Annotated in this window: 21 protein-coding genes; 13 read left to right on the forward strand and 8 right to left on the reverse strand. The window is 43.1% G+C overall.

From position 1 onward, the window contains the following. Positions 1–1,856, reverse strand: a 1,856-nt coding sequence (locus ACCM36_RS06650) for an Ig-like domain-containing protein (RefSeq protein WP_370572968.1), incomplete at its 3' end; no start/stop codon positions are given. A 237-nt stretch (positions 1,857–2,093) separates the two neighbouring features. Between ACCM36_RS06650 and ACCM36_RS06655 the strand changes: the two genes are divergently transcribed. The 11 genes from ACCM36_RS06655 (at position 2,094) to ACCM36_RS06705 (ending at position 17,015) form a co-directional block, all read left to right on the forward strand. Then, positions 2,094–3,497 carry a metallophosphoesterase gene (locus ACCM36_RS06655; RefSeq protein WP_370572969.1) on the forward strand — a complete coding sequence of 468 codons (1,404 nt, stop codon included), beginning with the start codon at positions 2,094–2,096 and terminating at the stop codon, positions 3,495–3,497. Next, the gene (locus ACCM36_RS06660) at positions 3,497–6,157 is read left to right on the forward strand and encodes an AAA family ATPase (RefSeq protein ID WP_370572970.1); all 2,661 of its coding nucleotides are present in this window, start codon (positions 3,497–3,499) and stop codon (positions 6,155–6,157) included. Before ACCM36_RS06655 ends, ACCM36_RS06660 begins: the two co-directional genes overlap by 1 nt. 107 nt (positions 6,158–6,264) lie before the next feature. Continuing rightward, positions 6,265–7,032, forward strand: coding sequence for a hypothetical protein (locus tag ACCM36_RS06665; RefSeq protein ID WP_370572971.1), 768 nt, complete (start codon positions 6,265–6,267; stop codon positions 7,030–7,032). A 39-nt stretch (positions 7,033–7,071) separates the two neighbouring features. Next, positions 7,072–10,593, forward strand: a complete 3,522-nt coding sequence (smc, locus tag ACCM36_RS06670; RefSeq protein WP_370572972.1) for a chromosome segregation protein SMC — start codon at positions 7,072–7,074, stop codon at positions 10,591–10,593. Next, positions 10,590–11,456 carry a segregation/condensation protein A gene (locus ACCM36_RS06675; protein WP_370572973.1) on the forward strand — a complete coding sequence of 289 codons (867 nt, stop codon included), beginning with the start codon at positions 10,590–10,592 and terminating at the stop codon, positions 11,454–11,456. Before smc ends, ACCM36_RS06675 begins: the two co-directional genes overlap by 4 nt. Continuing rightward, positions 11,434–12,567 (forward strand): SMC-Scp complex subunit ScpB, encoded by a 1,134-nt coding sequence (gene scpB, locus ACCM36_RS06680; RefSeq protein ID WP_370572974.1) that lies wholly within the window; start codon positions 11,434–11,436, stop codon positions 12,565–12,567. Before ACCM36_RS06675 ends, scpB begins: the two co-directional genes overlap by 23 nt. Before the next feature lie 135 nt (positions 12,568–12,702). Then, a complete protein-coding gene (locus ACCM36_RS06685; RefSeq protein ID WP_370572975.1) occupies positions 12,703–13,254 on the forward strand; it encodes a TATA-box-binding protein in 552 nt (183 codons plus the stop codon). 10 nt (positions 13,255–13,264) lie between these two features. After that, a complete protein-coding gene (gene aglJ / locus ACCM36_RS06690) occupies positions 13,265–14,185 on the forward strand; it encodes an S-layer glycoprotein N-glycosyltransferase AglJ (protein ID WP_370572976.1) in 921 nt (306 codons plus the stop codon). 293 nt (positions 14,186–14,478) lie between these two features. Further along, positions 14,479–15,765: a phosphomethylpyrimidine synthase ThiC gene (thiC, locus tag ACCM36_RS06695; protein ID WP_370572977.1), complete on the forward strand. Its 1,287-nt coding sequence runs from the start codon at positions 14,479–14,481 to the stop codon at positions 15,763–15,765. Between the two features lie 200 nt (positions 15,766–15,965). After that, positions 15,966–16,214, forward strand: coding sequence for a hypothetical protein (locus tag ACCM36_RS06700; RefSeq protein ID WP_370572978.1), 249 nt, complete (start codon positions 15,966–15,968; stop codon positions 16,212–16,214). Between the two features lie 3 nt (positions 16,215–16,217). Beyond that, on the forward strand, positions 16,218–17,015 hold the full coding sequence (locus tag ACCM36_RS06705) for a methyltransferase domain-containing protein (RefSeq protein ID WP_370572979.1): 798 nt from the start codon (positions 16,218–16,220) through the stop codon (positions 17,013–17,015). 363 nt (positions 17,016–17,378) lie between these two features. On the opposite strand, the gene ACCM36_RS06710 is transcribed toward ACCM36_RS06705, so the two are convergent. Continuing rightward, a complete protein-coding gene (locus tag ACCM36_RS06710; RefSeq protein ID WP_370572980.1) occupies positions 17,379–17,825 on the reverse strand; it encodes a DUF123 domain-containing protein in 447 nt (148 codons plus the stop codon). A gap of 62 nt (positions 17,826–17,887) precedes the next feature. Here ACCM36_RS06710 and ACCM36_RS06715 point away from each other — a divergent pair, with 62 nt between their 5' ends. Then, on the forward strand, positions 17,888–18,247 hold the full coding sequence (locus ACCM36_RS06715) for a carboxymuconolactone decarboxylase family protein (RefSeq protein WP_370572981.1): 360 nt from the start codon (positions 17,888–17,890) through the stop codon (positions 18,245–18,247). Positions 18,248–18,267: 20 nt separating this feature from the next. Here ACCM36_RS06715 and ACCM36_RS06720 read toward each other — a convergent pair whose 3' ends face one another. The 3 genes from ACCM36_RS06720 to msrB form a co-directional block, all read right to left on the reverse strand. After that, entirely contained in the window at positions 18,268–18,561 is a 294-nt protein-coding gene (locus ACCM36_RS06720; protein ID WP_370572982.1) for a DUF1294 domain-containing protein, read from the reverse strand. A gap of 95 nt (positions 18,562–18,656) precedes the next feature. Beyond that, complete coding sequence (locus ACCM36_RS06725) at positions 18,657–19,577, reverse strand: WD40 repeat domain-containing protein (RefSeq protein ID WP_370572983.1); 921 nt, start codon at positions 19,575–19,577, stop codon at positions 18,657–18,659. After that, a complete protein-coding gene (msrB, locus tag ACCM36_RS06730) occupies positions 19,574–19,972 on the reverse strand; it encodes a peptide-methionine (R)-S-oxide reductase MsrB (RefSeq protein ID WP_370572984.1) in 399 nt (132 codons plus the stop codon). Before msrB ends, ACCM36_RS06725 begins: the two co-directional genes overlap by 4 nt. A gap of 243 nt (positions 19,973–20,215) precedes the next feature. On the opposite strand from msrB, the gene ACCM36_RS06735 reads away from it, so the two are divergent. Next, positions 20,216–20,563, forward strand: a complete 348-nt coding sequence (locus ACCM36_RS06735; protein WP_370572985.1) for a hypothetical protein — start codon at positions 20,216–20,218, stop codon at positions 20,561–20,563. A 5-nt stretch (positions 20,564–20,568) separates the two neighbouring features. On the opposite strand, the gene argS is transcribed toward ACCM36_RS06735, so the two are convergent. The 3 genes from argS to twy1 all read right to left on the reverse strand — a co-directional run bounded on the left by argS (position 20,569) and on the right by twy1 (position 24,590). Further along, the gene (argS, locus tag ACCM36_RS06740; RefSeq protein ID WP_370572986.1) at positions 20,569–22,272 is read right to left on the reverse strand and encodes an arginine--tRNA ligase; all 1,704 of its coding nucleotides are present in this window, start codon (positions 22,270–22,272) and stop codon (positions 20,569–20,571) included. A gap of 13 nt (positions 22,273–22,285) precedes the next feature. Next, positions 22,286–23,530, reverse strand: a complete 1,245-nt coding sequence (gene prf1, locus ACCM36_RS06745; RefSeq protein WP_370572987.1) for a peptide chain release factor aRF-1 — start codon at positions 23,528–23,530, stop codon at positions 22,286–22,288. Positions 23,531–23,651: 121 nt separating this feature from the next. Continuing rightward, the gene (gene twy1 / locus ACCM36_RS06750) at positions 23,652–24,590 is read right to left on the reverse strand and encodes a 4-demethylwyosine synthase TYW1 (protein ID WP_370572988.1); all 939 of its coding nucleotides are present in this window, start codon (positions 24,588–24,590) and stop codon (positions 23,652–23,654) included. Between the last annotated feature and the right edge of the window lie 153 nt (positions 24,591–24,743).

Here is a 24,743-nt window from a genome sequence, read left to right on the forward strand (position 1 = left end):
GCATAGTAATCCGGGTCCATACTACCTGAACGGTCCAATACAAGTACGGCATTGGCTGCCGGCCTTGTGATCTGCAAGTCTCCTTCAAGGGATACTACCGTGGTGACGTTCACTACATCACCGGACTTCAAAGACTCAGGTTCCACATTGATGTATGTACTGAGGAAAGGCTCATCTTTTACCGTGATAGGAGTGATTGCACTCACATTACCTGCAGTTACAACAATAGTAGTATTTCCTTGAACATTGGTACAGAAGAACTGTAAAGTCACTCTGCCAAACTCATTGGTAGTTGTGTTTATTGTTGTGCCATTGACACCATTCATTGATAAGTATCCTACTGTAGCATTGCTAGTGTTAATGGTAAGATTGATCCCAGGCAAGGTATGCCCCCATTCATCTATTGCAATCGCTTTGATGGTGCTTTCGTGATTACCATTTAGACCCAGAACAAGCAAAGTTTCAGGGGAAGCATATACAGCAAGACTTATGTTCGTACCTGATAAAAAATTCAAGGTGGTAGAGTTTGTGACATTTGTGGGGCCACTGGAATCTCTATATATAGCGCTGATATTGACACTTTCAATATACGGAGTAGGGCCTACCAGAGTACTTGCTTTACCCTCCCTATTGAGAGGAACTATTATAGAACTACTGCCACTGTAGAAGGTTACCTGCTCTTTTATCGGGAAGCCCTCTGGAACTATCGGATTGAGAAATTGATCGACTGCCTGACCTGTAAGTCGATAGATATCTTCGTTGTTAGCATAAGCAGATGCAGGGGAAGATGTGAGGAATAGATTATCGGTCACATCTGCAAGCCCTGTTATTGCGATACTGGAGTTTATGGAACTATTGGCAACTCTAATATTGATGGCGTTTTCACCTGCTCTTTTGTCGGCCCTGAATACACTGAAAGCTATACCATCGATCCCTGTAATATAGTTCAAATTGCTGAGATAAAGGGAATTATATTCATAAGGACTGTTATATACAGTAGCTACCGGAGCTGTCGCACTAAATTGAACGAGGGAATTTGCTACTGGATTATCATAAATGTCATAAACACGTGCAGTAATTATCGATGTCGTGTTTACGGTATATTCATCGTTATACCATAATTCAATTCCAGATGGTGCAGCTGGTCTAACTTCAATATCCTTTGAGCTACTTACTCCACCTGAAGATACGGAAATATTAATGTTGCCTGCAATTGTAGAATTGATAGCCAAAGTTACATTTTGATCAGCAATTCCCAAGTCTGTGATAATTATATCAGCTATACTATCATCAGTCAGATTACGGCTGGCCTGTATGCTCGTCAGAGTATATGGCGTCCTCATGATCAGTGTCTCTTTGACAGTACTACCAAAGACATCTGCTAATGTGATATCCAGGACCATAGCTGCAGTATCATTAACATTGCCAAACTGATCCAACATAGCTATTCTGACAGTAGTTATGTTGCCTGCGTTTATAGGGTTCTTTGATTCTGATATGACTATGTTTTCAGGACTTAGAGGAGAAAAAAAGATAGGTGTAGTGTTTGAAACGCTTCCGGAACTTACATTCAATGTTGCTGTACCTGAATTATTTGTTGTAAGAAATACCTGACCATACCCGGATGCATTGGTCAATGTTGAAGCTGAGCTAAGATAACCCAGGTTTGTAGTGAAATTTACACTGACGTTGGCCAAAGGCATGGAATTGTCCATGACCCTAACCATTACACTTACATTGTCTCCTGCACTATTATAGATATGTAGTGGGTATACATCTATAGTTAAAGCCATCGCAGACACACTTAATGACAGAAGTATCAATAACAGGATCATGAATCTTGTTTGAGCTTTCATTGCAAAGCCTCAGGTGATTTTGTTTTTTAGTAATATTAGATGTTTTTGATTTGCAAATCACGTAAGTTCTTCATGAACATGTATATAAAGAAAATGAAGATTGGATTTTCTTATTACAGTTTTTCAATGTTGTGTATGTACTACTGTAGGTAGAAACTTGATCCAGTTTTCATACTTGTATCCAATGAACCAGATTTTCGGAATATTAAAATGCTGTAGGGTCATAGTATAACGCAGATGGACCGAGAGATCAAAATAATCCATACTGCAGACACTCATATAGGGTATCGGCAATATCACAGTGATGTACGCAGACAGGATTTCCTGCAGGCGTTTTCCACAGTCATCGATGATGCTATTAAAATGCAGTCAGATGCCGTGGTACATGCGGGTGACCTTTTCGATTCAAGGACTCCTTCACTGGAAGATATCCTGGATACCATGAAACTTTTTTCCCGGCTCAAAGAAGCAGATATCCCGCTTCTGGCCATCGTGGGCAACCATGAAAGCAAACAAAGTACACAATGGCTTGACCTTTTTGAAAGCATGGGACTTGCTATAAGGCTTGGAACCGTACCCTATATGCTTGAAAACATAGCTTTCTATGGTATTGACAGCGTTCCCAGATCCAAGATACCTCTTTACGATTTTTCGGTCTTTGAAGAGCCTCTGGCTTCTTCATACAATGTGCTTGTGATGCACCAGCTCATGGGCCCTATAACTGTAAGTGAGTGGGATTGTGCTTCTGTGATCGGATCTGTACCTTTCCATGTGGATGTGATGCTGCTGGGGGATTACCACAAGTACGAAAAAATCACTGTGGGCGATACATGGGTAACATATTGTGGCAGCACTGAGCGTAATAGTCTTGCAGAAGAAGAAAATCGGTCTTATAATATTATCACTATTTCAGAAAAGGGTATAGATATTAGCAGGAGGAACATTCTGACCCGGGAATTCCTCAGGATACCAGTGACGATAAGGGACCCTGGAAAGGTATATGAGGATATATTATCTGCTGTGAAGGAGCATGATGTGAACTCTAAAGTTGTGTTCGTGGAGATCAGTGGAGATGCAAATGTATCGATTTCCCACGCTGAGATAGAAGAGATGCTACTTTCCCGCAATGTACTTGTCCCTGGTGTGAGAGATTTGAGGAAAGTCAATGAAGATGGACTCGAGCTTTCTGTTTCCATATCCTTCTATGATCCGGATGAGGCAATAAAAAACGAGATCAAAAACATGCACCTTTCAACAGGGGGCCTGCTGGTGGACGAGATAGTCAGAGACCTGGACCTTCCTAAAACCAAGGTAAGTGATGAGGCAGAGAACCGTCTAGGAGCTCTTCTGCAGGTGATGGACTTTTCAAAGCCGATAACTTTGACACCTTTGCATGAACAGATTTCTCTGATTTCAGCTGGAATAGAAAATGAGCCTGCTTTGTCTTCATCTCCTGAAGCAGATGTAATAAAGGAAACTGAAAGATCTGTTATCGACGTTCCCGAGGTTAAGGTCTCTGAGCCTGAAAAAGAGCCGGATACGGCAGGGTCAGAAAAACAAGATGAAAAGCATGATGAAAAAAAGCAAAAAGCACCTGCTCATGCAAAGCCAAAACAGTATAATCTGGGTGATTACTTTTGATGCTTAAACGCCTGAAAGTGGAAAACATCCGCAGTTACGAAGACCTTGAGATATATTTTAAAAATGGCGTTACTGTGATATCGGGGGTTAACGGCAGCGGTAAGTCGAGCCTTTTGGAAGCTTGCTTCACAGGACTTTATGGAAGTAAAACTCTCACAAAGGAGTTCACTATCGCGGATATTGTACGCAAGGGAGCTACAAAAGCTTCCATTGTCCTGGAATTCGAACAGAAAGGTAATGTTTACTCTATGGAACAGGTCTTTCGCAATGATCCAGAGTCTGGCAGAGCCTCTAATACCCGATCAGTGCTCAAGACCAACGGACAGATCTTCACAGACCAGGCAAAGCGTACTTACGATAGCATTCTTTCCCTGCTAAGAATGGATGAAGAGGCTTTCAGGAACTGCGTGTACATAAGGCAGGGGGAAATAGATGTACTTATTAACGCAAAACCTGCGGACAGACAGAAGATGATAGATGACCTGTTACAGATAGGAAAACTTGAGGAGTACAGAGAACGCGCCGGAAGTGCCAGGATAGGAGTTGGTAGGCATCAACGAGATGCAGAAAGACGCATAAAGGAAGTGAAGAACGAGACCGCAGAGATCGAAGGCACAGATCCGGTTGGTAGCCTCAATCATCTGCTGACCGAGACTGCACAGATAAAGGAGAAGCATGCTTCTGTAATTGAAATAAGAGACAAGACAAGGTCAGGCATCGAAGAGTTGCGTTCAAAGCTTGGAGAATATGAACAACTGGCACTCCAGAAAAAGTCGATCGGTACCCAGATACTGGGATTCAATAACAGAAAGACAGAAGCATTTGAGAGTATCAATACAAGTACTTCTTCCATCCAATCCCTGCACTCCCGTATAGAAGAGCTAAAACAGAGTATTTCCGGGATTAATGAGCAATTGAAATGGAGCGGAGATATCGCACAAATGCTTGTACAGGCTGAAGAGCAGGAGCGTGTACAAAGGGATATATTGAATGATTCCAGGCAAAAAAAAGCCTTGCATGTGCAGGAAACAGAAAATACTACTAAATCTCTTCAGCAACTTTCCGGTCAGATAAAAGACATGCAGGTTTCCATTGATAGCAACCTTAAAAAAAAGGAAGATATAGTTGTACAAATTGAAAAACTAAAAGCTTCACTTGAGGATACACAAGCAGAGAAATTGTCCATAGTAGGGGAGATAGAATCCCTCGGTTTCACTCCCAAGAAGTTATCAGGACTTGAAGATATCATAGAACTTGTACAAACTCAACAAAAGACTTTGCACGGGGACAAAATGCAATTGTCCACCCGCAGAGAAGAGATCACCAGGCGCATAGAAAAGAGCAAAGAACTTGTGGGCCAAGGCAAGTGTCCCACCTGTGGACAGGACATGCATGGTTCTGCCATACATGAAACAATGTCTTCTGAAGAGGAGCAGCTGACTTCTTTGGAAAAAGAACTGGCTGCTGTCAGTAAAAAAGAGGAAGAATTCGGCTTAAAGATGGAACAGCTCAGGGCAGTAAAAGCAATTTCCAGGAAAATAGAAGATTGTACAAATCGTGTCAAGTCATTTAATGAGAGAATAGACCTATCACAGAAGATGCTTGAAGATCATGCTTCCAGAATGGATGAGGATAGCAAGAGATTGAACGAGGCTGTTTCCCGTAAGCAGGAGATAGACACTACGATTGCAAAACTGAAGGAGCAGGAAGAGCCATTGCAGGGAGCACTGTCTTTTGCAGGCAAAGAGCATTCTGAAGCCTTGAAAAGGCTTAATCTTGCAAAAAAAGCACAACAAAACCTTATCGAGAGTGAAGCTAAAGGAAAGGATATTGAGAAGCTGGAAGAGCGTATACGTAGTGAGCAGGAGAAGATAGGACTACTGGAACAGCAGATCAAGGATGGAAAGCAGCGGTTGTCCGAGATCGATGAAAAGATGGGAGGCATAGGCGCTGAATCTCTTAAATCCCATTTGCAGCAGTATGAAACGGCCCTGAAGAACATAGAGATCGATATTAAAAAACTGGAGGAAAGGAAGACTGAGGTGATGAAGGGAATAGGGATGGTAGAAAAGGAAATAGAAAGGCTTTCCCGTCTGCAACAGGAGTTGCGTTCCCTGCAACACAGGTCAGATTTCCTTGGAGCAGTGTACAGAGATGCAGAAGAGCTGGAAAGCATGTACATACGCATCAGGGCTGAGCTGCGGTCCCGCAATGTAGGAACCCTTGACGCTCTAATCAATGAGATATTCAAGTTCATGTATTCTAACAATGCGTATTCTCATGTGCAGCTCGATCCTGAGTACAACCTGACGATTTTCGGGAAAGATGGTACCCCTCTGGAACCAAAGTTGCTAAGTGGTGGAGAAAGGGCTATTTTCAATCTCGTATTGCGATGTGCCATCTACAGATTACTGGCTATGGCAATGGACGGACCTGCAAAGGGTTCAAATCTGCCTCCTTTGATAATGGATGAGCCAACTGTATTTTTGGACAGGGGGCACGTGCAGCAGCTCATAAAGCTCATAGACCTAATGAGAGATTTCGGTGTGGTCCAGATAATTATAGTCTCACATGATGAAGCGCTTATCGATTCTGCGGATCATTTGTTCTATGTTGAAAAAAATCCGATCACAAATACTTCCTCAATAACAGCGTGCTGAGCAAGAGTATTTATAAGCATATTTATATAAAATGAACCATAAGTTATATTATACTATTGTTATATAATTCGCCACAGAAGGGATAGAATGGTCTTGCGAGGTATCACATGAATGGTGAGAACAGGGATTTCATCATTGAAAGGCTTGAAAGGCAACTGAGGGAAAAAGAGACAGAAATAGATGAGATCAAAAGATCTCTCCGGGATTCCATCCTGGTGGAGCTTCGTAGTGAATTTAAAAATGATCTTGATATCAATAACCGTCTTTCAAAACTTGAGAACAGGATACAGGAACTGGCTAATAATCTCAACGGCGTAATGGATGAGCTGTTAGATCAGAAGTCATTGATCCGTTCATTCAAGAAATCGGCACTGGAAAGGAGAGAACAGGATATTCACGTACCTGTACAGCCTTCTATACCGGCCCCTCCAAGAGAAGCAACAGTGGCAAGAGAGACAGAAACAAGAGTATTAAGGGATGAGAAAAAGAAAACAGTGACACAACCTGAAATTCCCAAACCTCCTCAGTCGCCTGCGAAGCCTCCGTCCTTTTCCATCAGGCCCACTGATCTGCCGCGGGAACCGATCAGACAGACAGCTTCAGTGAACCAGCGCTTTAACATAAGGGATGCACAGCCTGAGCCTGCCCAGATAAAAAAACAGGAAGCTGAGGAAAAAAGAACTGAATACATCATTGCAGAAAGCGATGACGCACGCAGTTTCAGAAGGAAAGAAAGAACTGCTCCCCCAACTTCCAGTTGTGAGTTTATCGTTGCCAAGGACAATGTTTCCAGGAAGAAGTCAGAGACGGACTACGAAAGCGTAGAGACACGTGATGATGAAGATGCGGTCGTAACTGTCACCCGCAGGAAATGACCACCTTTCAGAGAAAGGATTTAAACACAGAGGATCCACGTGTACATAAAGGAAATCGAGTTCATTAACTTTAAGTCCTTCGGGAAAAAGGTGAAGATACCGTTCTATGATGATTTCACCACCATCTCAGGCCCTAACGGCAGTGGTAAATCCAATATAATAGACGGTATACTCTTTGTGCTGGGCCTTTCCAGCTCACGCACCCTTCGGGCTGAGAAACTTACGGACCTCATCTATAATGGTGATAAGGCTAAAAAACCGGATTTTGCACAGGTCACCATCAAGTTCGACAACACTGACAGGGAGATGCCTGTAGATGCTGATGAGGTTGCGATAACCAGAAAAATAAGGGAAACAGATAGTGGCTATTACAGTTATTTCTACTTCAATGGCAAAGCTGTAAGCCTTGCAGATGTGCATAATTACCTCGCAAAGGCCAGGGTGACACCGGAAGGGTATAATGTGGTTATGCAAGGTGACGTAACCCGCATTATCACTATGACTCCCGTTGAAAGACGCAAAATAATCGATGAAATAGCGGGAGTGGCCGAGTTCGATAGCAAAAAGGAAAGGGCCCTCAGCGAGCTTGAGATCGTCAGGGAAAGAGTGGAAAGGGTAGATATAATCCTTGAAGAAGTTTCTGCTCAGCTTGAAAAGCTTAAAGGTGAAAGGGATCAGGCACTTAAGTATCAGGCATTGAAAGAGGAAAAAGTAAAGTTTGAGGGTTTCATGCTCCTTGCAAGGCTGAAAGATGCAAAGAAGGAGCTTGTATCTATTGATGCGGATATGGGGTCACGCAGGTCTTCCATAACAGAGCTGGAGGCCACTCTTGAAGCAAGACGTCAGCGGATGGAAGAGCTAGAAAAGTCACTGGAAGAACTCACTCTCCACATTCAGCGCATGGGAGAGAATGAGCAGATCCAGATAAAGAAAGACATTGAGTCTACCCGTGGTGAGATCTCACGATGCAAGGACAGTATAGAACTTGCTGACAGAGAACTGGAAGACGTTGATTCCAGACGAAGGAAGGCATTTGTGGAGATCGATGAGGTCAAAGGCAAGGTAGCTGACCTGGATGCTAAGATATCTGAAGAAAAGGTGCGCCTTGAAGGTATCAGAGCCGAACATTCGGAAAAGCGGACTCAGAGACTGATCCTTCAGAGCCGGATAGCCGATGTGGATGCAAAGTTTGCCAAGACCCGGGACGAACTTACCCAGCTCAAGAACAGCCTTGAAGATACCAGGGATCAGAAGAACGAGCTCATGCGCCAGGAAGACAGGCTGTTGGATGCCCTGAGGCGCAAATCAGCGGAGGTACGGGACATTGAGAGCGAAATGGAGGATGCCCGTTCCAAAGCCACTTCTTCAGACAGTGATATCAGTTCTGTGAAATATGACATTGAGAAGCTCAATGAGAAAATTAACTCACTCACAAAGGATATAGACGACCTGGAAAGCAACCGCTCCCAGCTTAAAAGTGTGGTAAAGGATATCGAGGAATCGCTACGCAAATACCAGGATGACTATGCCCGCATCGAAGCAAGGGTAAGAGCTGCTGAAGACCACAGCAAGTATTCCAAAGCTGTGGATATGATAATCAACGAAAAAAAACACCATGGACTTCCTGGAATATATGGAACCATTGCAGAGCTTGGCAGTGTGGACCAGAAGTATGCTACTGCCCTTGGTATAGCTGCAGGTGGGAAAATGCAGGCAGTAGTGGTGGACACTGACGAGGATGCTGCCAGAGCCATCGATTTTCTCAAACGCAGGCAGGCAGGCAGGGCTACATTTCTTCCTCTCAACAAAATGGAAGAGCGCAGGCCCTACAAAGATCTCAGTGACAGGAATGGCGTTATTGGTTATGCAATAGACCTTGTGGATTTCGAAACGAGGTTCGAGTCTGCTTTCTGGTATGTTTTCAGGGATACACTTGTAGTGGACACATTGCAGAACGCTCGCAGGCTCATGGGCGGATTAAGAATGGTGACGCTTGAAGGGGAGCTTATCGAGAAGAGCGGTGCCATGGTCGGAGGTTCGGCGCAAAGTTCCGGTCTGTCTTTCGCCGCCTCAGAGAAAGACAAGCTTATCAAGGTCGCAGAGAAGATCACCGAATTAGATTCAAGGCGCAGTGCAGCTATTAAGAAACTGGATGCAGTGGAAAGCCATATTGCTGATGTTAACCGGGAGATACATGAAAATGATAAGGAAATCTCCAGGAAAGAAATGCAGCTTGAGGAGATAGCAAGCAGGGGTGAACGCCTGACACAGGTACTGGCATCAAAGAATGCCGAACTTGCTCAGATAGAAGAATCCCGAAAGCAACTGAGAACTGAGATGGAATCTGTGACCGCTCAGAAGACGAAAAAAGATGAACAGGCCGGTTCACTGGAAGAGAGGATCGCTGGACTGGAGGGTGAGCTTGCAGGATCTGAGGTGCCTGAACTGAACAGGCAGGCTGAGAGCATCGATGAAGAAATGAGGCGCCTGGAAGGGCGTATTCGTGATACTGAAGCACAGATAAATGCTCTTAATCTTGATAGAGAATATGCTGCAGGCAAAATAGAAGAGAACAGGGAACTCATAAAGTCACTGGACACAAAGAAAGCCAGCCACAGGCAGCGGGTGGATGAACTCACAGCTAAGATAAAAGAGCTTGAGATCGTGCTTACCCAAAAGCAGGCTCGTGAATCAGAACTTGTGAACGAGCTAAAGGAGATGCAACAGCAGCGTCTTGGTATGCAGAACGAATATGCTCTCTCCAGAAAGCAGTTCGAGTCTGCTAGGACAAGATTCGAAGAAGGCAACAGACAACTGATGGCCCTGGAAGCTACCCGTGCAGCCCTTGTAGAACAAGTATCTGAACTATCTGCAGAACTTACACAGAGAGGTATTGAGGAAACTGATGATGTTCCTGGCTCTGAGGCCTTGCGCACCAGGATAGCTTCCATTGAAAAGGCAATGGAACGCCTTGAACCTGTGAACATGAGGGCCATAGATGAATTCAATGAAGTGGAGACAAGGCTGGAGGATCTCAGATCAAGAAGAGATACTTTGTTCAATGAAAGAGAACAGATCCTGGAAAGGATCAAGCAGTATGAAGTGCTCAAAAAGGGAGCCTTTATGGAAACATATAATGGGATCAATACAGCTTTCCAGGAGATATTCAATGAGCTTTCGGATGGTATAGGAGAACTGGTATTGGATGATCCGGAGGAACCGTTCAATGGTGGCCTTACTTTGAGGGCTCAGCCCAAGGAAAAAACCTTGCAACGCCTTGAAGCTATGTCCGGCGGTGAGAAAAGTCTTACTGCATTGTCATTTGTATTCGCTATTCAGAAATACAGACCGGCACCATTCTATGCTTTTGATGAAATAGATATGTTCCTGGATGGAGCCAATGCCGCCAAGGTGGCCGAGAGGGTTAAAAAGTCTGTTGAAAATGCCCAGTTCATAGTTGTATCCTTGAGAAAACCAATGATAGAGGCAGCTTCAAGAACTATAGGTGTAGCAATGCAGGAGAACAACATTACAAGCATAACGGGTGTGAAGTTCAGATGACTGGTATTATAGAGGAATTTGAAACATTCCCTGTGGTTGAGCCTCTTTCTGAGAACTGTGCTTTGCTACCCGGGGCCATAGACCCTGAATTCCTTGAGACACTGCGTGCCCTTGGGGTAGATGAGACCTTGCTTGAGTTTTCTGATGACGTGATGAATGAACCCGTGGAGATATTGGTAAATTTTGCCAAAAATGGGGAGATAGATCCATGGGATATTGATATAGTCAGTGTCACCGACAAGTTCCTGGCGCGTATAGAAGATATCCAGATGATGGATCTGCGCATCTCGGGGAGGACGCTGCTTTATGCCTCCATACTCTTGCGCATGAAGTCTAACTGGGTGGATATGGATGAGCCTGAGGATACTGATCTATTCGACGAAGGTATGGACTTCTTTGAAGTGGAAGATTATCCTGTGCCCAAGCTACCTGTGCGCAGGATTGCTACAAGGCCTGTAACTTTACAGGAACTGATAGCTGAACTGAAGAAAGCCGAAAGGGTGGAGCACAGGAAAAAGGAAAAGAAATTACTCCGTAAACTGGAAGAAAGAGTTGCGGTTACCACTGATGAGGTTCTGGGTATAGCTCATGAAGAAGATATTCTGGGACGTGTTGCCAGGCTTGACCATGTGCTTAATTCCATTTTTGAAGAGCATGAGTCTGTCGTATTCTCAGAATTGATCGGCGAAGATAGGTCAGAGAATATCATGACCTATGTTTCTCTGCTTTTCCTTGCAACAGAGAAGAAGATATGGCTTCAGCAGGATGAATTGTTCGGAGAGCTATTCATATATCCCTCAAATATTTCTGATGATGGTCCCAGTGAGGTTATGACAGGGAATGAACGAGAAGGAAACTATTGAAGCGGCACTTTTTGCTGCAGGTGGAGCACTGGATGCCCAGACCCTGGGAAAGATTATAAGTAAACCTGCGAACAGGGCTGTTGCTATAGTTGGAAACCTCATGAAAGAATACTCCGAGAGGGAATCTGGCATCGAGATAATAGACCTGGGACAGCGCTATGTGATGCAGGTTAAACCCATGTTCACTGACCTTGTGAGGCCGGTGGCTCCTAAGGAACTGAGCGCACCTATGTTGCGCACCCTTGCAATGATAGCGTATCACCAGCCTGTAGTACAATCTGAACTGGTGGATATGAGGGGTAACACTGTGTATGATCACATCAGAGAACTTACGGACCGTGGTCTGATCATGTCCGTACCTTACGGCAGGACGAAAAAACTACAGACTACTCCACTTTTTGCTGATTACTTCGGATTGAATTCCAATGAACCCGAAGCCATCAGACAGAAAATCATTGAACTCTCCCGCCAGCAAAGTGGCGACAAAGGTCTAAATAAGTGGCTTGGATGCAAGGTTGTGGCATTCACTCCCATGTACGAATCACTGGCCATACTATGTGGTATAGAAGATTATAGGGTGATCAATGCTTATGACCCTACAGAAGAAGAAATAGAAGAGCTTGCAGATGTTTCCAAACTGGTAATATCCAGAGGGTACCTGGAAAAGGTCAGCAGGTACTATGACGGGGAGATCATCGAGGTCGGATCCACCACTTTTGATGATCTTATTGAAGCGGTGAAAGCCCTGGAGAATGTAGGGAACCTCCAGAAAGTAGAAGTAAGTCTGGCAAACCTGCGGGAACTCAAGGAAAGGTATGTTTCAAAGGCTCTTCTGATTGACAGAAAGGTTAAACCTGCAACTGAGATGGTGGCCAGGATCGTGAACGATCTGAGACTGGGAGTGTCTGCGGAGGGCTTGGTGATAGCTCCTGATTATGGCCTGTCGGGCAATGATGTGCAAGTGAGTGAAGGGGCTGACATACTTGTACCAACTCACGGAAATCTGGAAGCTGATCTGATAGAAAGAGTATGCAGAAAATACGATGCGATCATAGATGGCTTAAAAGCTCAGGGTAATTCTAAGGATGAAGCACAAGAGCCTGATATATGACTCTGCATGCTCGACATATACATCAGTCTTATTTTTTTACACCCGGTGAGTTTAAATACCTATATAAATATCAAGCTATAAGTTTATATAAGGAATTATGGATATAAACCATGCTTTAAATACTGAGGATTTTCAATGACCGAATACAATATTAAGATCGAGAATGTGGTTGCCTCTACAAAACTTGCCGATGAATTTGATCTGACCAAGATCGAGGCGGAATTCGAAGGTGCTGAATATAACAAACAGAAATTCCCTGGTCTGGTATACCGGGTCTCTGAACCCAAGGCTGCATTCTTGGTCTTTACTTCCGGAAAGGTTGTGTGTACCGGAGCAAAGAACGTGGCTGATGTCCATACAGTGATAAGTAACATGGCCAAGAAGCTCAATGAGATAGGTATAAAGACCATAAAGGAACCTGAGATCACTGTCCAGAACATTGTAGCATCTGCGGATCTTCACGCTGTGCTTAACCTTAATGCGATAGCTATAGGTCTTGGTCTTGAGAACATAGAATACGAACCTGAACAGTTCCCCGGACTTGTATATCGTATCGATGAACCAAAAGTGGTAGTTCTTATCTTCAGTTCCGGAAAACTTGTGGTAACTGGCGGGAAATCACCCCAGAACTGTGAAGAAGGCGTTGAAGTAGTAAAACAACAGCTTGATAGTATGGGACTTCTCTAAGGGTAGCATCTTGCCGGAAAAAGACGTCTGTATACTTATTCCCACACTTAACGAAGGAGCTACGATAGCTCAGCTAATAAGGGACCTCAGATCTGAAGGGTTCAATAACATAGTGGTCATAGACGGACATAGTACCGACAAGACCCGGGAACTTGCAGAAGCTGAAGGTGCCAGGCTGATCGTGCAGAAAGGAAAGGGTAAAGGACAGGCCATCCAGGAAGCCTTTGGAACACTTGATAATGAGTACCTGGTAATGCTGGACGGGGACGGTACTTATCTCGCATCGGATGTGCATGCAATGCTGGCTCCACTGTTCCAGGGCAAAGCTGAGCATGTGATCGGTAACAGGCTGGCTAATTTTGAACCGGGAGCTTTTGAAAGGCTTAATCTGATAGGGAACAAGCTCATTAATCGCTTGTTCAGTATGGCGTACAGGCAACATCTCACAGATATATTGACCGGATATAGAGCTTTCACTCTTGATGTATACAAATCTTTTGATTTGAAAGAAATGGGATTTGAAGTTGAGTCAGAAATGACCATACAGAGCATTAAACTTGACCATATGATAGAGGTAGTACCAATATCCTATCTTTCCCGCAAGTCCGATGCTGCAACCAAGCTTAATCCTCTGAAAGATGGTTTCAGGATAGGCAAGACCATTTACCGTTTAGCCAGATTTCACAACCCGATGTTCTATTTTGGCATGATCGGAACTATTTTTATCCTTTCCGGCCTTGTAACAGGCACTTACGTGGTTGATCAATGGTTCAAAGGTATTACACGCATACCTATGACAGTTCTTACGGCTTTGCTTATCATGTCCGGTTTTCAGATGTTCGTTCTGGGGATGCTAAGTGACCTTATGGTTTCGATGCATATGGAAATCATGCGCTTGCTGAGGAAACGGGATAAGTCTGGTAAACACTGATCGCAACTAACAGGTGTATTTTTCTAAAACTATCATTTTTACTTGATAATACATCAAATCAACTTGATTTACTTTCATAGATGTTCAACTTAATCCGTCTATTTATGATAGTACTTTGTTCTTGCAATAGTAGATAAGTCTACTGATACCAAAAAGCAGCCGATAGTCTTTATCAATTGGGTCTGCCCTAAGAGTAATTAAAGTTAACTTGACTTAAACAAAAGTTAATTTTTTGAAAAGTATTATATAAGAGCTGTACTTTGTAGGATATAGCAATCATTGAGGTATCGATCATGACAATAGTTACAGATGCAAAGAATGGTAAGATCACAGAAGAGATGAAGACCGTAGCCAAGATCGAAGGCAAAGATCCTGAGTTCATAAGGCGAGGAATTGCTGCAGGCAGGATCGTAATCCCCATGACCCCATACAGGGATATAAGAATATGCGGTATTGGTGAAGGCTTAAGGACAAAGGTAAATGCTTCCATTGGTGCTTCCTCTGATATAGTAGACCCTCAAGCAGAAATTGAAAAAGCAAAAGCAGCAGAGGCAGCAGGTGCAGATACACTTATGGAGCTTGGTACCGGAGGAGATTTCCTTGGTATAAGGAAAATGGTATGTGATGCAATCTCCCTTCCTGTAGGTTCAGTGCCCCTCTATCAGGCATTCATCACAGCAGCAAAGAGGGACGGCTCCATTGTCCACATGACAGAGGACGACCTCTGGTATGCAACCGAGGAGCAGGCAAAGCTCGGTACTAACTTCATGGCTATCCACACTGGTATCAACAACATTGTCCTTGACAGGCTGAAAGCACACGGCAGATATGGTGGTCTATGCTCCCGTGGCGGTGCATTCATGAGCACCTGGATGCTTCACAACGAGAAGGAAAACCCGCTTTATGCAAATTTTGACTATCTCTGTGAGATCCTTAAGGAACACGAGGTTACACTGTCCACAGGTAACGGAATGCGTGCAGGTGCGATTCACGATGCAACCGACAGAGCACAGATCCAGGAACTCATCATTAACTCCGAATGCGCACAGAAAGCACATGACAAATACGATCTACAGGTCATTGTCGAAGGTCCGGGCCATGTACCACTTGACGAGGTAGAGATGAACGTCAAGCTCATGAAATCCATGAGTGGTGGCAAGCCATTCTACATGCTCGGTCCTCTTGTATCTGACATCGGAGCAGGCCGGGACCACATCGTAACAGCCATCGGTGCAGCAACATCCGCAGCAGCCGGCTGTGACTTCCTCTGCTATGTAACACCTGCAGAACACCTTGCACTTCCAAACCTTCAGGATGTAATTGAGGGTGTCAAGACCTCAAGAATCGCAGCTCATGTCGGTGACATGGTCAAGAACAAGGAAAGCCGTAACTGGGACCTTGAAATGGGAAGGGCACGGAGGGACCTTAACTGGGAAAAGATGTTCAGTCTTGCTCTAGACCCCCAACTTGCAAGAGAAATCAGGAGCAGTAGGGCACCTGAGGACACAGATGCATGCACAATGTGCGGAAACTACTGTGCTCTGAAGATCGTTAACAAGAACTACAACCTTGCAAAGTAATGCCTTTGGCATTACTTTCTTACTACTCTTTTTCTATCTCGTACCTCTTTTAATTTTTTATGTCCAGGTTTTAACATGACTTAAAGGCTATGTTTATGTACTGTACAGCAAATGTTCTGATTGTGAATAATTGGCATTATGGAAAAAGACTACTACCCATACACAAAAAAATTATTTGCAAATTATCTTATGTTTATGATTTGACCGGGATCATTCTCTGCAACATCAAGACTGAAGTTGTAGATTTTAGCAATGCAGAGGAAGGAGCAAAGATACTGGATGTAGTTACGGATACCGGAAAGCAGGCTTTTACATTTGCAAAGAGAGGTTATAAAGTTGTAGATGCTGATCTCTTGGACTCCTTGCTTAAAAGACATGGAATTGAAGTGACTGCAGAACTATCTGTTATACACAGAATATTCAAAATATTCAAATGCATAAGGAGGTAAATTTTGTACAAATGGAATCCCCGTGATTATACTACTCAATCTTCAAACCAGCAGCATTGGGCTCAGGAACTTATACCAAAGCTTGCTCTTAAAGGAAACGAAAGAGTTTTGGACATTGGATGCGGGGACGGTAAGGTCACAGCTGAAATCGCAAGCCATGTGCCATCAGGCTCTGTGTTGGGTATTGACAGTTCTAAAGAGATGGTGATGTTTGCCCGGGATAAATTCCCTGATGCAGACCATCCAAACCTTGCCTTTAAACATATCGATGCAAGGGAATTGGATTTCAACAGGGAATTTGATATAGTCTTTTCAAACGCTGCCCTTCATTGGATAGTTGGTCATCGTTCAGTTCTTAAAGGTATCAAGAAGAGTTTGAAACCATCAGGCAAGATACTGCTCCAAATGGGCGGGAAGGGAAATGCTGCCAGTGTTTTCGAGATACTTGACAAGCTATTAAAAAATGGAAAATGGAGCAGGTATTTTGAAGATTTTTCTTTTCCATACGGTTTCTATGGACTAGAAGAGTACAGAGTATGGCTGGATGAAGCAGGCCTTGAAGCAAAGAGGATAGAACTCATACCCAAGGATATGAAACTCGAAGGTAAAAAGGGACTATCTGGCTTTATCCGCAGCACCTGGCTTCCATATACTCGAAGGATACCTGAAGATCTACACAGCGAGTTCATCGATTCTGTTACAGAAAAATATCTTGAAACATACCCTGTTGATAAAGATGGTATTGTTCATATCGGAATGATCAGACTGGAAGTAGAAGCTGAAAAATGTATCAATAGCTGAAAATACCCAGGTGATGCCTATTAGCTCTTCCTATTGAACCCACAATTATTTTTAGCTTGTAGTATCAACTGTTGTAGATGGAGAAACATGGAGAATGACCAGAAGATACTATCCTAACTTAAGTATTGCAACCAATATAATACAGTGATTCAACACTGATGTAATCTCTTTTAGAAGCACTAGATTTATATAATTTTAATAATATATAGAGCCATAGAGGGTATCACAATTGTATCTTCCAGATAGAGTATAGTCATCATCAAATTCTGGGGGAGGACATTAGTCTTCCCCGGAAGATACCCTCGATCTTCCATTTTTGCTCTGCTTTTTCATTCCACTTCCAATAATCAAAAAACATAGTCATTATGATAATTCTTCGACCAACGGCTCCAAGCCATTTTTCCTGAAAACTTTTACCACTTCGGCTACTGGATCGTAACAGCGATAGAAAAGATGAGATTTGCATGCACAGTCACTGCATCCAAAACCATGAACAGCTTCTGACTGCAAGTCCCCCGCAAGAATGCATTCAACCCGATCACAGGTAATCGCATGTACAGTGCACACCAGTTCAAAATGCTCATCAAGATTTATATGATCTACATGCCATTTAGCCTTCCGTCCTTTATCCTTTGAAAGCATCACATGTCTATGTAACCTTTTTAATCCACCTGTACCCTGAGCAGAACCCACGTAAATATGATAGCCTGCCTCAAAATTAACATCTTCAAGACTTCCAATCCTAATCTTGCAATGTCGGTTCCTGAAAATCAGACAATATACCCCCTTGTTCTTAACTATCATAGTCATACTTACACTACCTTAAGATGCATAAAATTAAATCATTTCCCACGGAATCTTTACTGATGATCATGACCAAAGAGATACAAGAAGCAAAAGATGTTAAGGGCTTAAGACCAAGGTCTGTGGTCTATGCCACCCAGATAGATGAAGAGTTCGGGGAAGCTCTTGCAGGATACTATAAAGCCGTGTGGAAGGAACGGGAAAATGGACTAACGATGAAACAGAAACATCTTCTGGTCTTTACTATAGCATGTTCCAAACTCAACATAGAAAGTGCACTTAAAATCCTGGAGAAACTTAAAAAATTCGAGGCAACTTCACAGGAGATAAAAGATGCTATTATGATAGCAGCCTGGACAGGTGGCATACAGCACTTCACTGATTTCAGCCCGAAGATATTAAAAGAAATGGAAAGGTTGGGTTTCTAAAACCCTTTCCGTTTTTGAGGTTAGGGTAGAACCCCTATCCAGAACATACTTATTAATAGTAAATGGACCACCAGGATAAGAGGAAAACCATATTTAAACTGAGAATGCTTAGTTTTATGTCTGAATATTTGCATTCCCAGAACACCTCCTAAACTGCCTCCTATAATAACCCATATGAACAACTGCTTTTCAGGTATCCTGTATTTTTGATGGGTAGCCTTCTTTTTATCCAGTCCCATAAGGCTGAACGATATGGTATTAACGACTGTAAGATATACCAGCAAGGAATTAATTAGAAAAGATTCAAGTTGCATATTAAACCATAAAGTTCAATAATATATTTATATTCTTTTACTTAGAACATTAGTAATTGCAAAAAAGAATAATAGCAAAGGCCTAAGGAAGACTCTCATTTTTCCAAGTCCCACATGTTCAACCTGCCATCCGCTGTTGCAGCAACAAGATAGCGCCCATTGGGAGAGAAGGCTACACTGTACACTGCTTTGACCATAAGAGGTATGCTTGATACAATCTTTCCTGAATCAAAATCATACAGGACAATATCATAATCCATCCCCACTGCAAATGTCTTCCCGTTGGAAGAGATCGCAAGAGGAAAATGACCCGTCCCATCAAGTTCTATGGAACGTTCTTCTTTAAAGTCTTTCAACGACCAGATACGTAGTTTTCCCTCATATCCGGAACTAATAAGATGCTTTCTGTCAGGGGTCAGCAGCATTGACATAAGGGCAACATCATGACCCATTAGTGTCTGTTCAAGTTTACCTTCAGACAACGACCAGATATATATATCGCCACCTATGCCCCCACTTAGAAGTTTTCTGCCATCCGGAGTAAAAAGAACACAGGAAATATTGTCCTGACTTTTTTCCAAGATCAAAAGTTCTTCACCCTCAGGCAATCCCCATAAACGTACAGTTCCGTCATAAGAGCCTGAAGCAAGCAATTTTCCGTCTGGTGAAATGCATATAGATGATACAGTATTGCGATGTCCCCTGATAACTTTCAAAGGAAGACCTTCCGGATAAGACCAAAGCCTGATGGTATGATCAGATGAACCTGTGGTTATTATATCGAGATTAGGGGAAACTGAGATACTGTTCACACTTTTAGTATGACCTTTAAACTCTGTTATCATCTCCCAGGAAGGCACTGACCAAAGTCTCATCAATCCATCCATGCCAGAAGATAATGCTTTTTTCCCAGAATCGAGGAAGCATATATTGTTAACATGACCTTTATGAGCATGGAATCTGATGTAATCGCTGTTCATGTTCTCTCCCGGAAGTAGGAAGCATTCTGGTATCATACTTCTTCCTTGAAATCCAATGAGATCGAATTCATACAGAATCTTTCGCCTGTGGGTGCAGGGCCATCATTAAAAACGTGCCCAAGATGGCTACCACACCTGCGGCAAAGCACTTCTGTCCTCTGCGTTGAATAGCTATTATCTGGTTTTCTGACCACTTTATCCTCAGATATCGGAGCCCAGAAACTTGGCCAGCCAGTGCCAGAATCGAACTTTGTCTTCGAATCGAACAGTTCCTGGCCACAAGCAGCACACAGATAGATACCTTTCTTTTTATTTTGGTAATATTTTCCGCTAAAAGCAGGTTCAGTTCCTTTTTCCCGTAGCACATGGTACTGTTGGGGGGTTAGGATCTTTATCCATTCCCCTTCTGGCCTTTTTTCACTTGATGACATACACTTCCCTCTCCCGTTCCACGATATGAAGTAAAAATTCCTGATATATGCTCCCTTATTAAAGGTTGAGAGATTCTAAATTAAATAGTTTACGCACTCATCGCAAGAACATGAATTGACAATGGTTCAAAACATGACAGTGGACTAACGAACACTCTATAAATATAAATAGTATAATAAATATAAATAGTATCATACCAGATTAGATGGCAGGGAATCATCCATCGGATCAGGGGTGATAATGTGGCATGCTCTGCTGCAATATGCATGGATAACAAAGAACACGCTTCTTGTGTGATTAATCATATGGGATTGTCAGAAAAGTATACTGATGCCCTCATAAGCTGGACTGAGAAGTATCTGGATATAAGAAATCTTGAAAGAATTATATGGGGAGAGACTGCTTCATCTGAAGACCCCTATCGCAGTGTGCAGATGGCAGCAGAAAAGGACCTGGAATTAACTGTGCTGTTTGCATCAAAAAGAGATCGCAGCAACACTAATGTTTTTTTCCTTGAGGGAAATCTGCTGCTTCTTTTCAATATTACTCTCCAAAGTCTGAAAGAAAGCAGTGTATCCTATGCATTGTAATGATTTCACATCGACTCCGGCGCATCGATGCCCAGGGTCTCTAATGAAATTGCTAATGCAATACGTGCACAGTCCACCAGTCCAAGTCTTGTAGCTCTCAGTTTTCCGTCATCGATATTGATCACGGGTACGAAACGATAGAACTGATTGAAAGCTTCTGCAAGCTCTCTGGCATATATGGCTAAAGTATGTGGTTTCAACTCCCTTGCACAGTGCTCTATGATGCTGTCAAAAGCAGCCATCTTCTTTATTAATTCAACTTCTGTATCTTCCACAAGCAGTGAAGGATCCATATCAAAAGCCTCGTTCCAGAATCCTTCTTCCTGAGCCTTTTTCAGTATGCTGCATGCTCTGGCATGTGAGTACTGGATAAAAGGCGCACCTTGTTTTTCGAAATCAAGGGCCTCTTTCCAGTTGAAAACCGTAGATTTCTCTGGTGACACCCGAATAACATCGTATCTGACAGCACCGATGCCTACCATCCTGGCTACTTTTTGTTTGAAATCCTCGGGCATCTCTGGCCTGCGCATGTCAACTTCCACAAAGGCCTGTTCTTCAATCTGGTCCAACAACTCATCTGCGGAAATAAATTTACCTCTCCTGGTACTCATTGAGCCTTCCGGCAAAGAAACGAATTCAAATATGACCACTTCTGGTTCCGGCTTTCCCAGAAGATTGAGAGTAGCCTTTAACTGGCCTGAAATAAGTTTGTGGTCAGCTCCAAGAATATTGATCATACGGTCAGCTCTTTCGCCTTTCCATTCATGGTATGCCAGATCTCTTGTAGTGTATAGAGAAGTACCATCTGAACGCTGCACCACTAGTTTCTTCTCAAAACCATAGTCCTCCAGGTCTAACACAAGGGCTCCGTCATCGACCTTTGTACGACCCGTAGCTTTGATCTCCTCGATCATCTTTGTAACAGCACCTGACCTTACAAAAGTCGATTCGTAAGGGAAACTATCATGGTGTATGTTCATGCGCAAAAGAGTCTCTTTTATGCCGTCAAGTGCAAGGGAGACAGCTTCACTGAAGCTTTTTATTGTAGCCCCGTCCCCACTTTCCACAAGCTGCATGAGCCTGTCTATCTCCGCCACCTTTTCGGGTTCTTCCCCAAGCTTAACGTTGGCCTTAATGTAAACATCTGCAATAGAATGATCGGATTTTTTTGAGGTATCAAAATCAAAGTGTGAAAGTGCCCAGGAAACAATAGCTATCTGGCGACCCATATCATTCACATAGTACTGGGTTTCAACCTTATATCCGGCTTTCCTGAGAATGCGTACCAAAGTGTCACCAATGACCGAGTTCCTGATATGACCCACATGTAATGGACCATTGGGATTTGCAGAAGTGTGTTCAAGAAGTATCTGACCTTCACAGAAGCCTCCGCCAAATGATGTGCCTTCAGTTCTTATTCTTGAAAATGTTTTTTCAATATAGTTCCTGGAAGTGTTTATATTAATATATGGACCCATGGCCTGCATTTCACCGACCAGAGGAAACTTTCCAAGATTGGCTGCTTTAACTATTCTTTCTGCCAATTCCTTTGGATTCTTTTTTTCCCGGGATGCAATCCTGAAAGCAACTTTTGAGGCCAGATCTGCATGCTTGGATGGCTCAAGGTCAAGGTCTGCAGTTTCGATCCCAAGTTGGGAAAGAGTTTCATTTAATAATGTTTCAACCTGTTTTCTGAAATCCAGATACATGGACACCACCGCTTTATACACCAGTACTGAACCTTAATATAGCAACCAGACCACCAAAAGCATTCATAAGTTGTGAACCTTCATCAAAATCAGTTGAGATGAATTCTACCCGAGTATTCATCTGATCCGCCATTTCAGAAAGCTCGTCTACAATGTCCACTTTTTCTACAACTTCCATAGAGTAACCACAAACCGGGCAAGGACCTGGGGAAAAATATTCCTCTCCGGGTTTGAAAGCTTTTGTCAGCTTTTCTTCATGGTCCCCATTCAGACATCTGACAGTCAATCTTTCTGCTCGCAGGTCCTCAGATATTAGAAGAACTTCCACTGCACCGATGTGAAGATTCGCCCTGACCGATGCTTCTCCATAGGCCGCTTTGCCTGAATCTGACACTAGCTCTGTAAAGAAACGCTGAATTAGCTTTTTTTCTGCGATAAGATCGATATCCGAAAGCTTTTCACTTGCTGCGTTAACTAGTTCCGGAAGGCCTGACTCATCGGTATATGCAACGTCAAAAAGACCAAGTATCTTCTTTTTTAACTCATGATGCAGGAAATCTCCCGATTCGAACTCTTCCTTGGTGGGAGAGGGACCACCTATGAGAATACCTTCAAAATTCTTCGGGTCCACTGCCATGAATATATCACTTGCAGCATCTCCTATACGTTTGTAGAACTCATGGATAGCGATTAGCCTAAGCTGCTGGAACCTGTGTGCACTTTGACCACCTTTTCGCTGTTTTCCAGGTACTGTAGAAGTTAATGTTCTATGAGCCTCTATATGTTTGCCCACGAGCAAGCCCACAGCTGCCTCACGCCTATCCAGCACCAACAATCCATAGGTCTTTGCATCCTTGAGCATTTCTTCAAGGGGCTCAAGATAAAAACTTGAGTCACAGTGGTACCTGTATGTCACTATAGGCTGGGGGGGTTCGACAATACTGGTCTCCATATTTGTCTTGTTAGCACCGATGTCAACAGCACCGGTGAAGAAAACAATACCATTCTCCGGAACTTCCACGTATCTGAGCCTTGCAAGCAGGGACTCTATAGCACCCTGCACATTATCCTTTGTGATCTTGGACTTAATGTTTGCCGCCTGCCCATGTTCTCCTTTGAGCTGGGAGGTGATATCAGATATTTGTTTGTCGGGAGGAATATATAGAGAAATGAGTTCTGTCCCACGACCTTTCTTGACCCTGAGTTCCTCCAGTTTCTTTTTGAATTCATACTTCTTATGAGCAGATTGTTCTGTCATTGTGTTAATACTCCATGATAAGACTGAATGATGAGATATGATCAAAATTTGTGATTTGCCTTTATGTAGGTCTAGATATAAATATAGATTATGACAGGTATTACTGCCAGTCCAACAGATGCTACTCTAGATGAGAGACAAAACCGTCTTTTGATAGCAATACGACCCTGCTGATCTCAACGTCGTCAGCAACAGCATAGCCCAAATGGTTTGCTATTTGCCGGGAAAAGTCCAGAACTTCCTCATGTGATGGCATTGCTTCTCTAGGCAAACGGTTCCTTGAAAAACCCAGATGCATGTATGCTTTTACCTCCACATAATCTGGATAAGCTTTTTTTATTAGTTCGGCATAACCATGCGGATCGAACATATTTACTCCTTTTATCAGGGTAATGCGTATAACTGTCCTGGTATCTTTGTCCTTCAGCACTTCAAGGGACTCGTTCAGCTTATTCCATAACTGAGGTGATTTGGGACGACATACTTTGTTATATGTTTCCTCATCTGGGGCATCCAAACTCATATAAAGCTGGGAAGGTTGTATACGGCACATCATTTCAGGATTAGTTCCATTAGTGACAACAAAAGTAGTCAGCCCCTGATTTTTGAACTCTTCCACCAGTTCTGCAAGATAAGGATACATTGTAGGTTCGCCTGAGAGAGATATAGCCACATGCCTGGGTTCATTTCCTTCTAACCATAACTCCCTGTGATCAGCATCACCAAAACCTGATATCAACTTCCTCTGGGATTTTATACATGACCCCACTATTTCCGATGGAGAATCCCACTCCTTAGGTGCAGGTGCATCCACCTCTACCGGACGCCAGCAATGCAAGCATCTCTGGTTGCACATAAGGGTTGGGGTCATCTGAAGACACCTATGAGACTTTATCCCGTAAAAGGAAGCTTTATAGCATTTACCTTCATCCCTCATCGCCCTGCGAAGCCATAGGCAGGTCTTAACAGCCGAATGATTACCTGCAAGACTATAACCCTGTTTTTTGAGGAGAGAAGAAAGATCTGCAATATCTGGCAAATTGTATTCCTGAGAGGACATTTGATGTTTAGTTAAGATTTGGTGTATATATACTTTGGCGAATGCAGCATTGTTTTAAAAATATTGAGGGAAACCTTAAAAGGTATTCCCAAAAAATTGAATGTTAAAATGAAATGTTCAATACTTATGTGCCTTTGCCATGTCCACCATTGC

It is taken from the genome of Methanomethylovorans sp., assembly GCF_041305605.1.
Taxonomy (GTDB): domain Archaea; phylum Halobacteriota; class Methanosarcinia; order Methanosarcinales; family Methanosarcinaceae; genus Methanomethylovorans.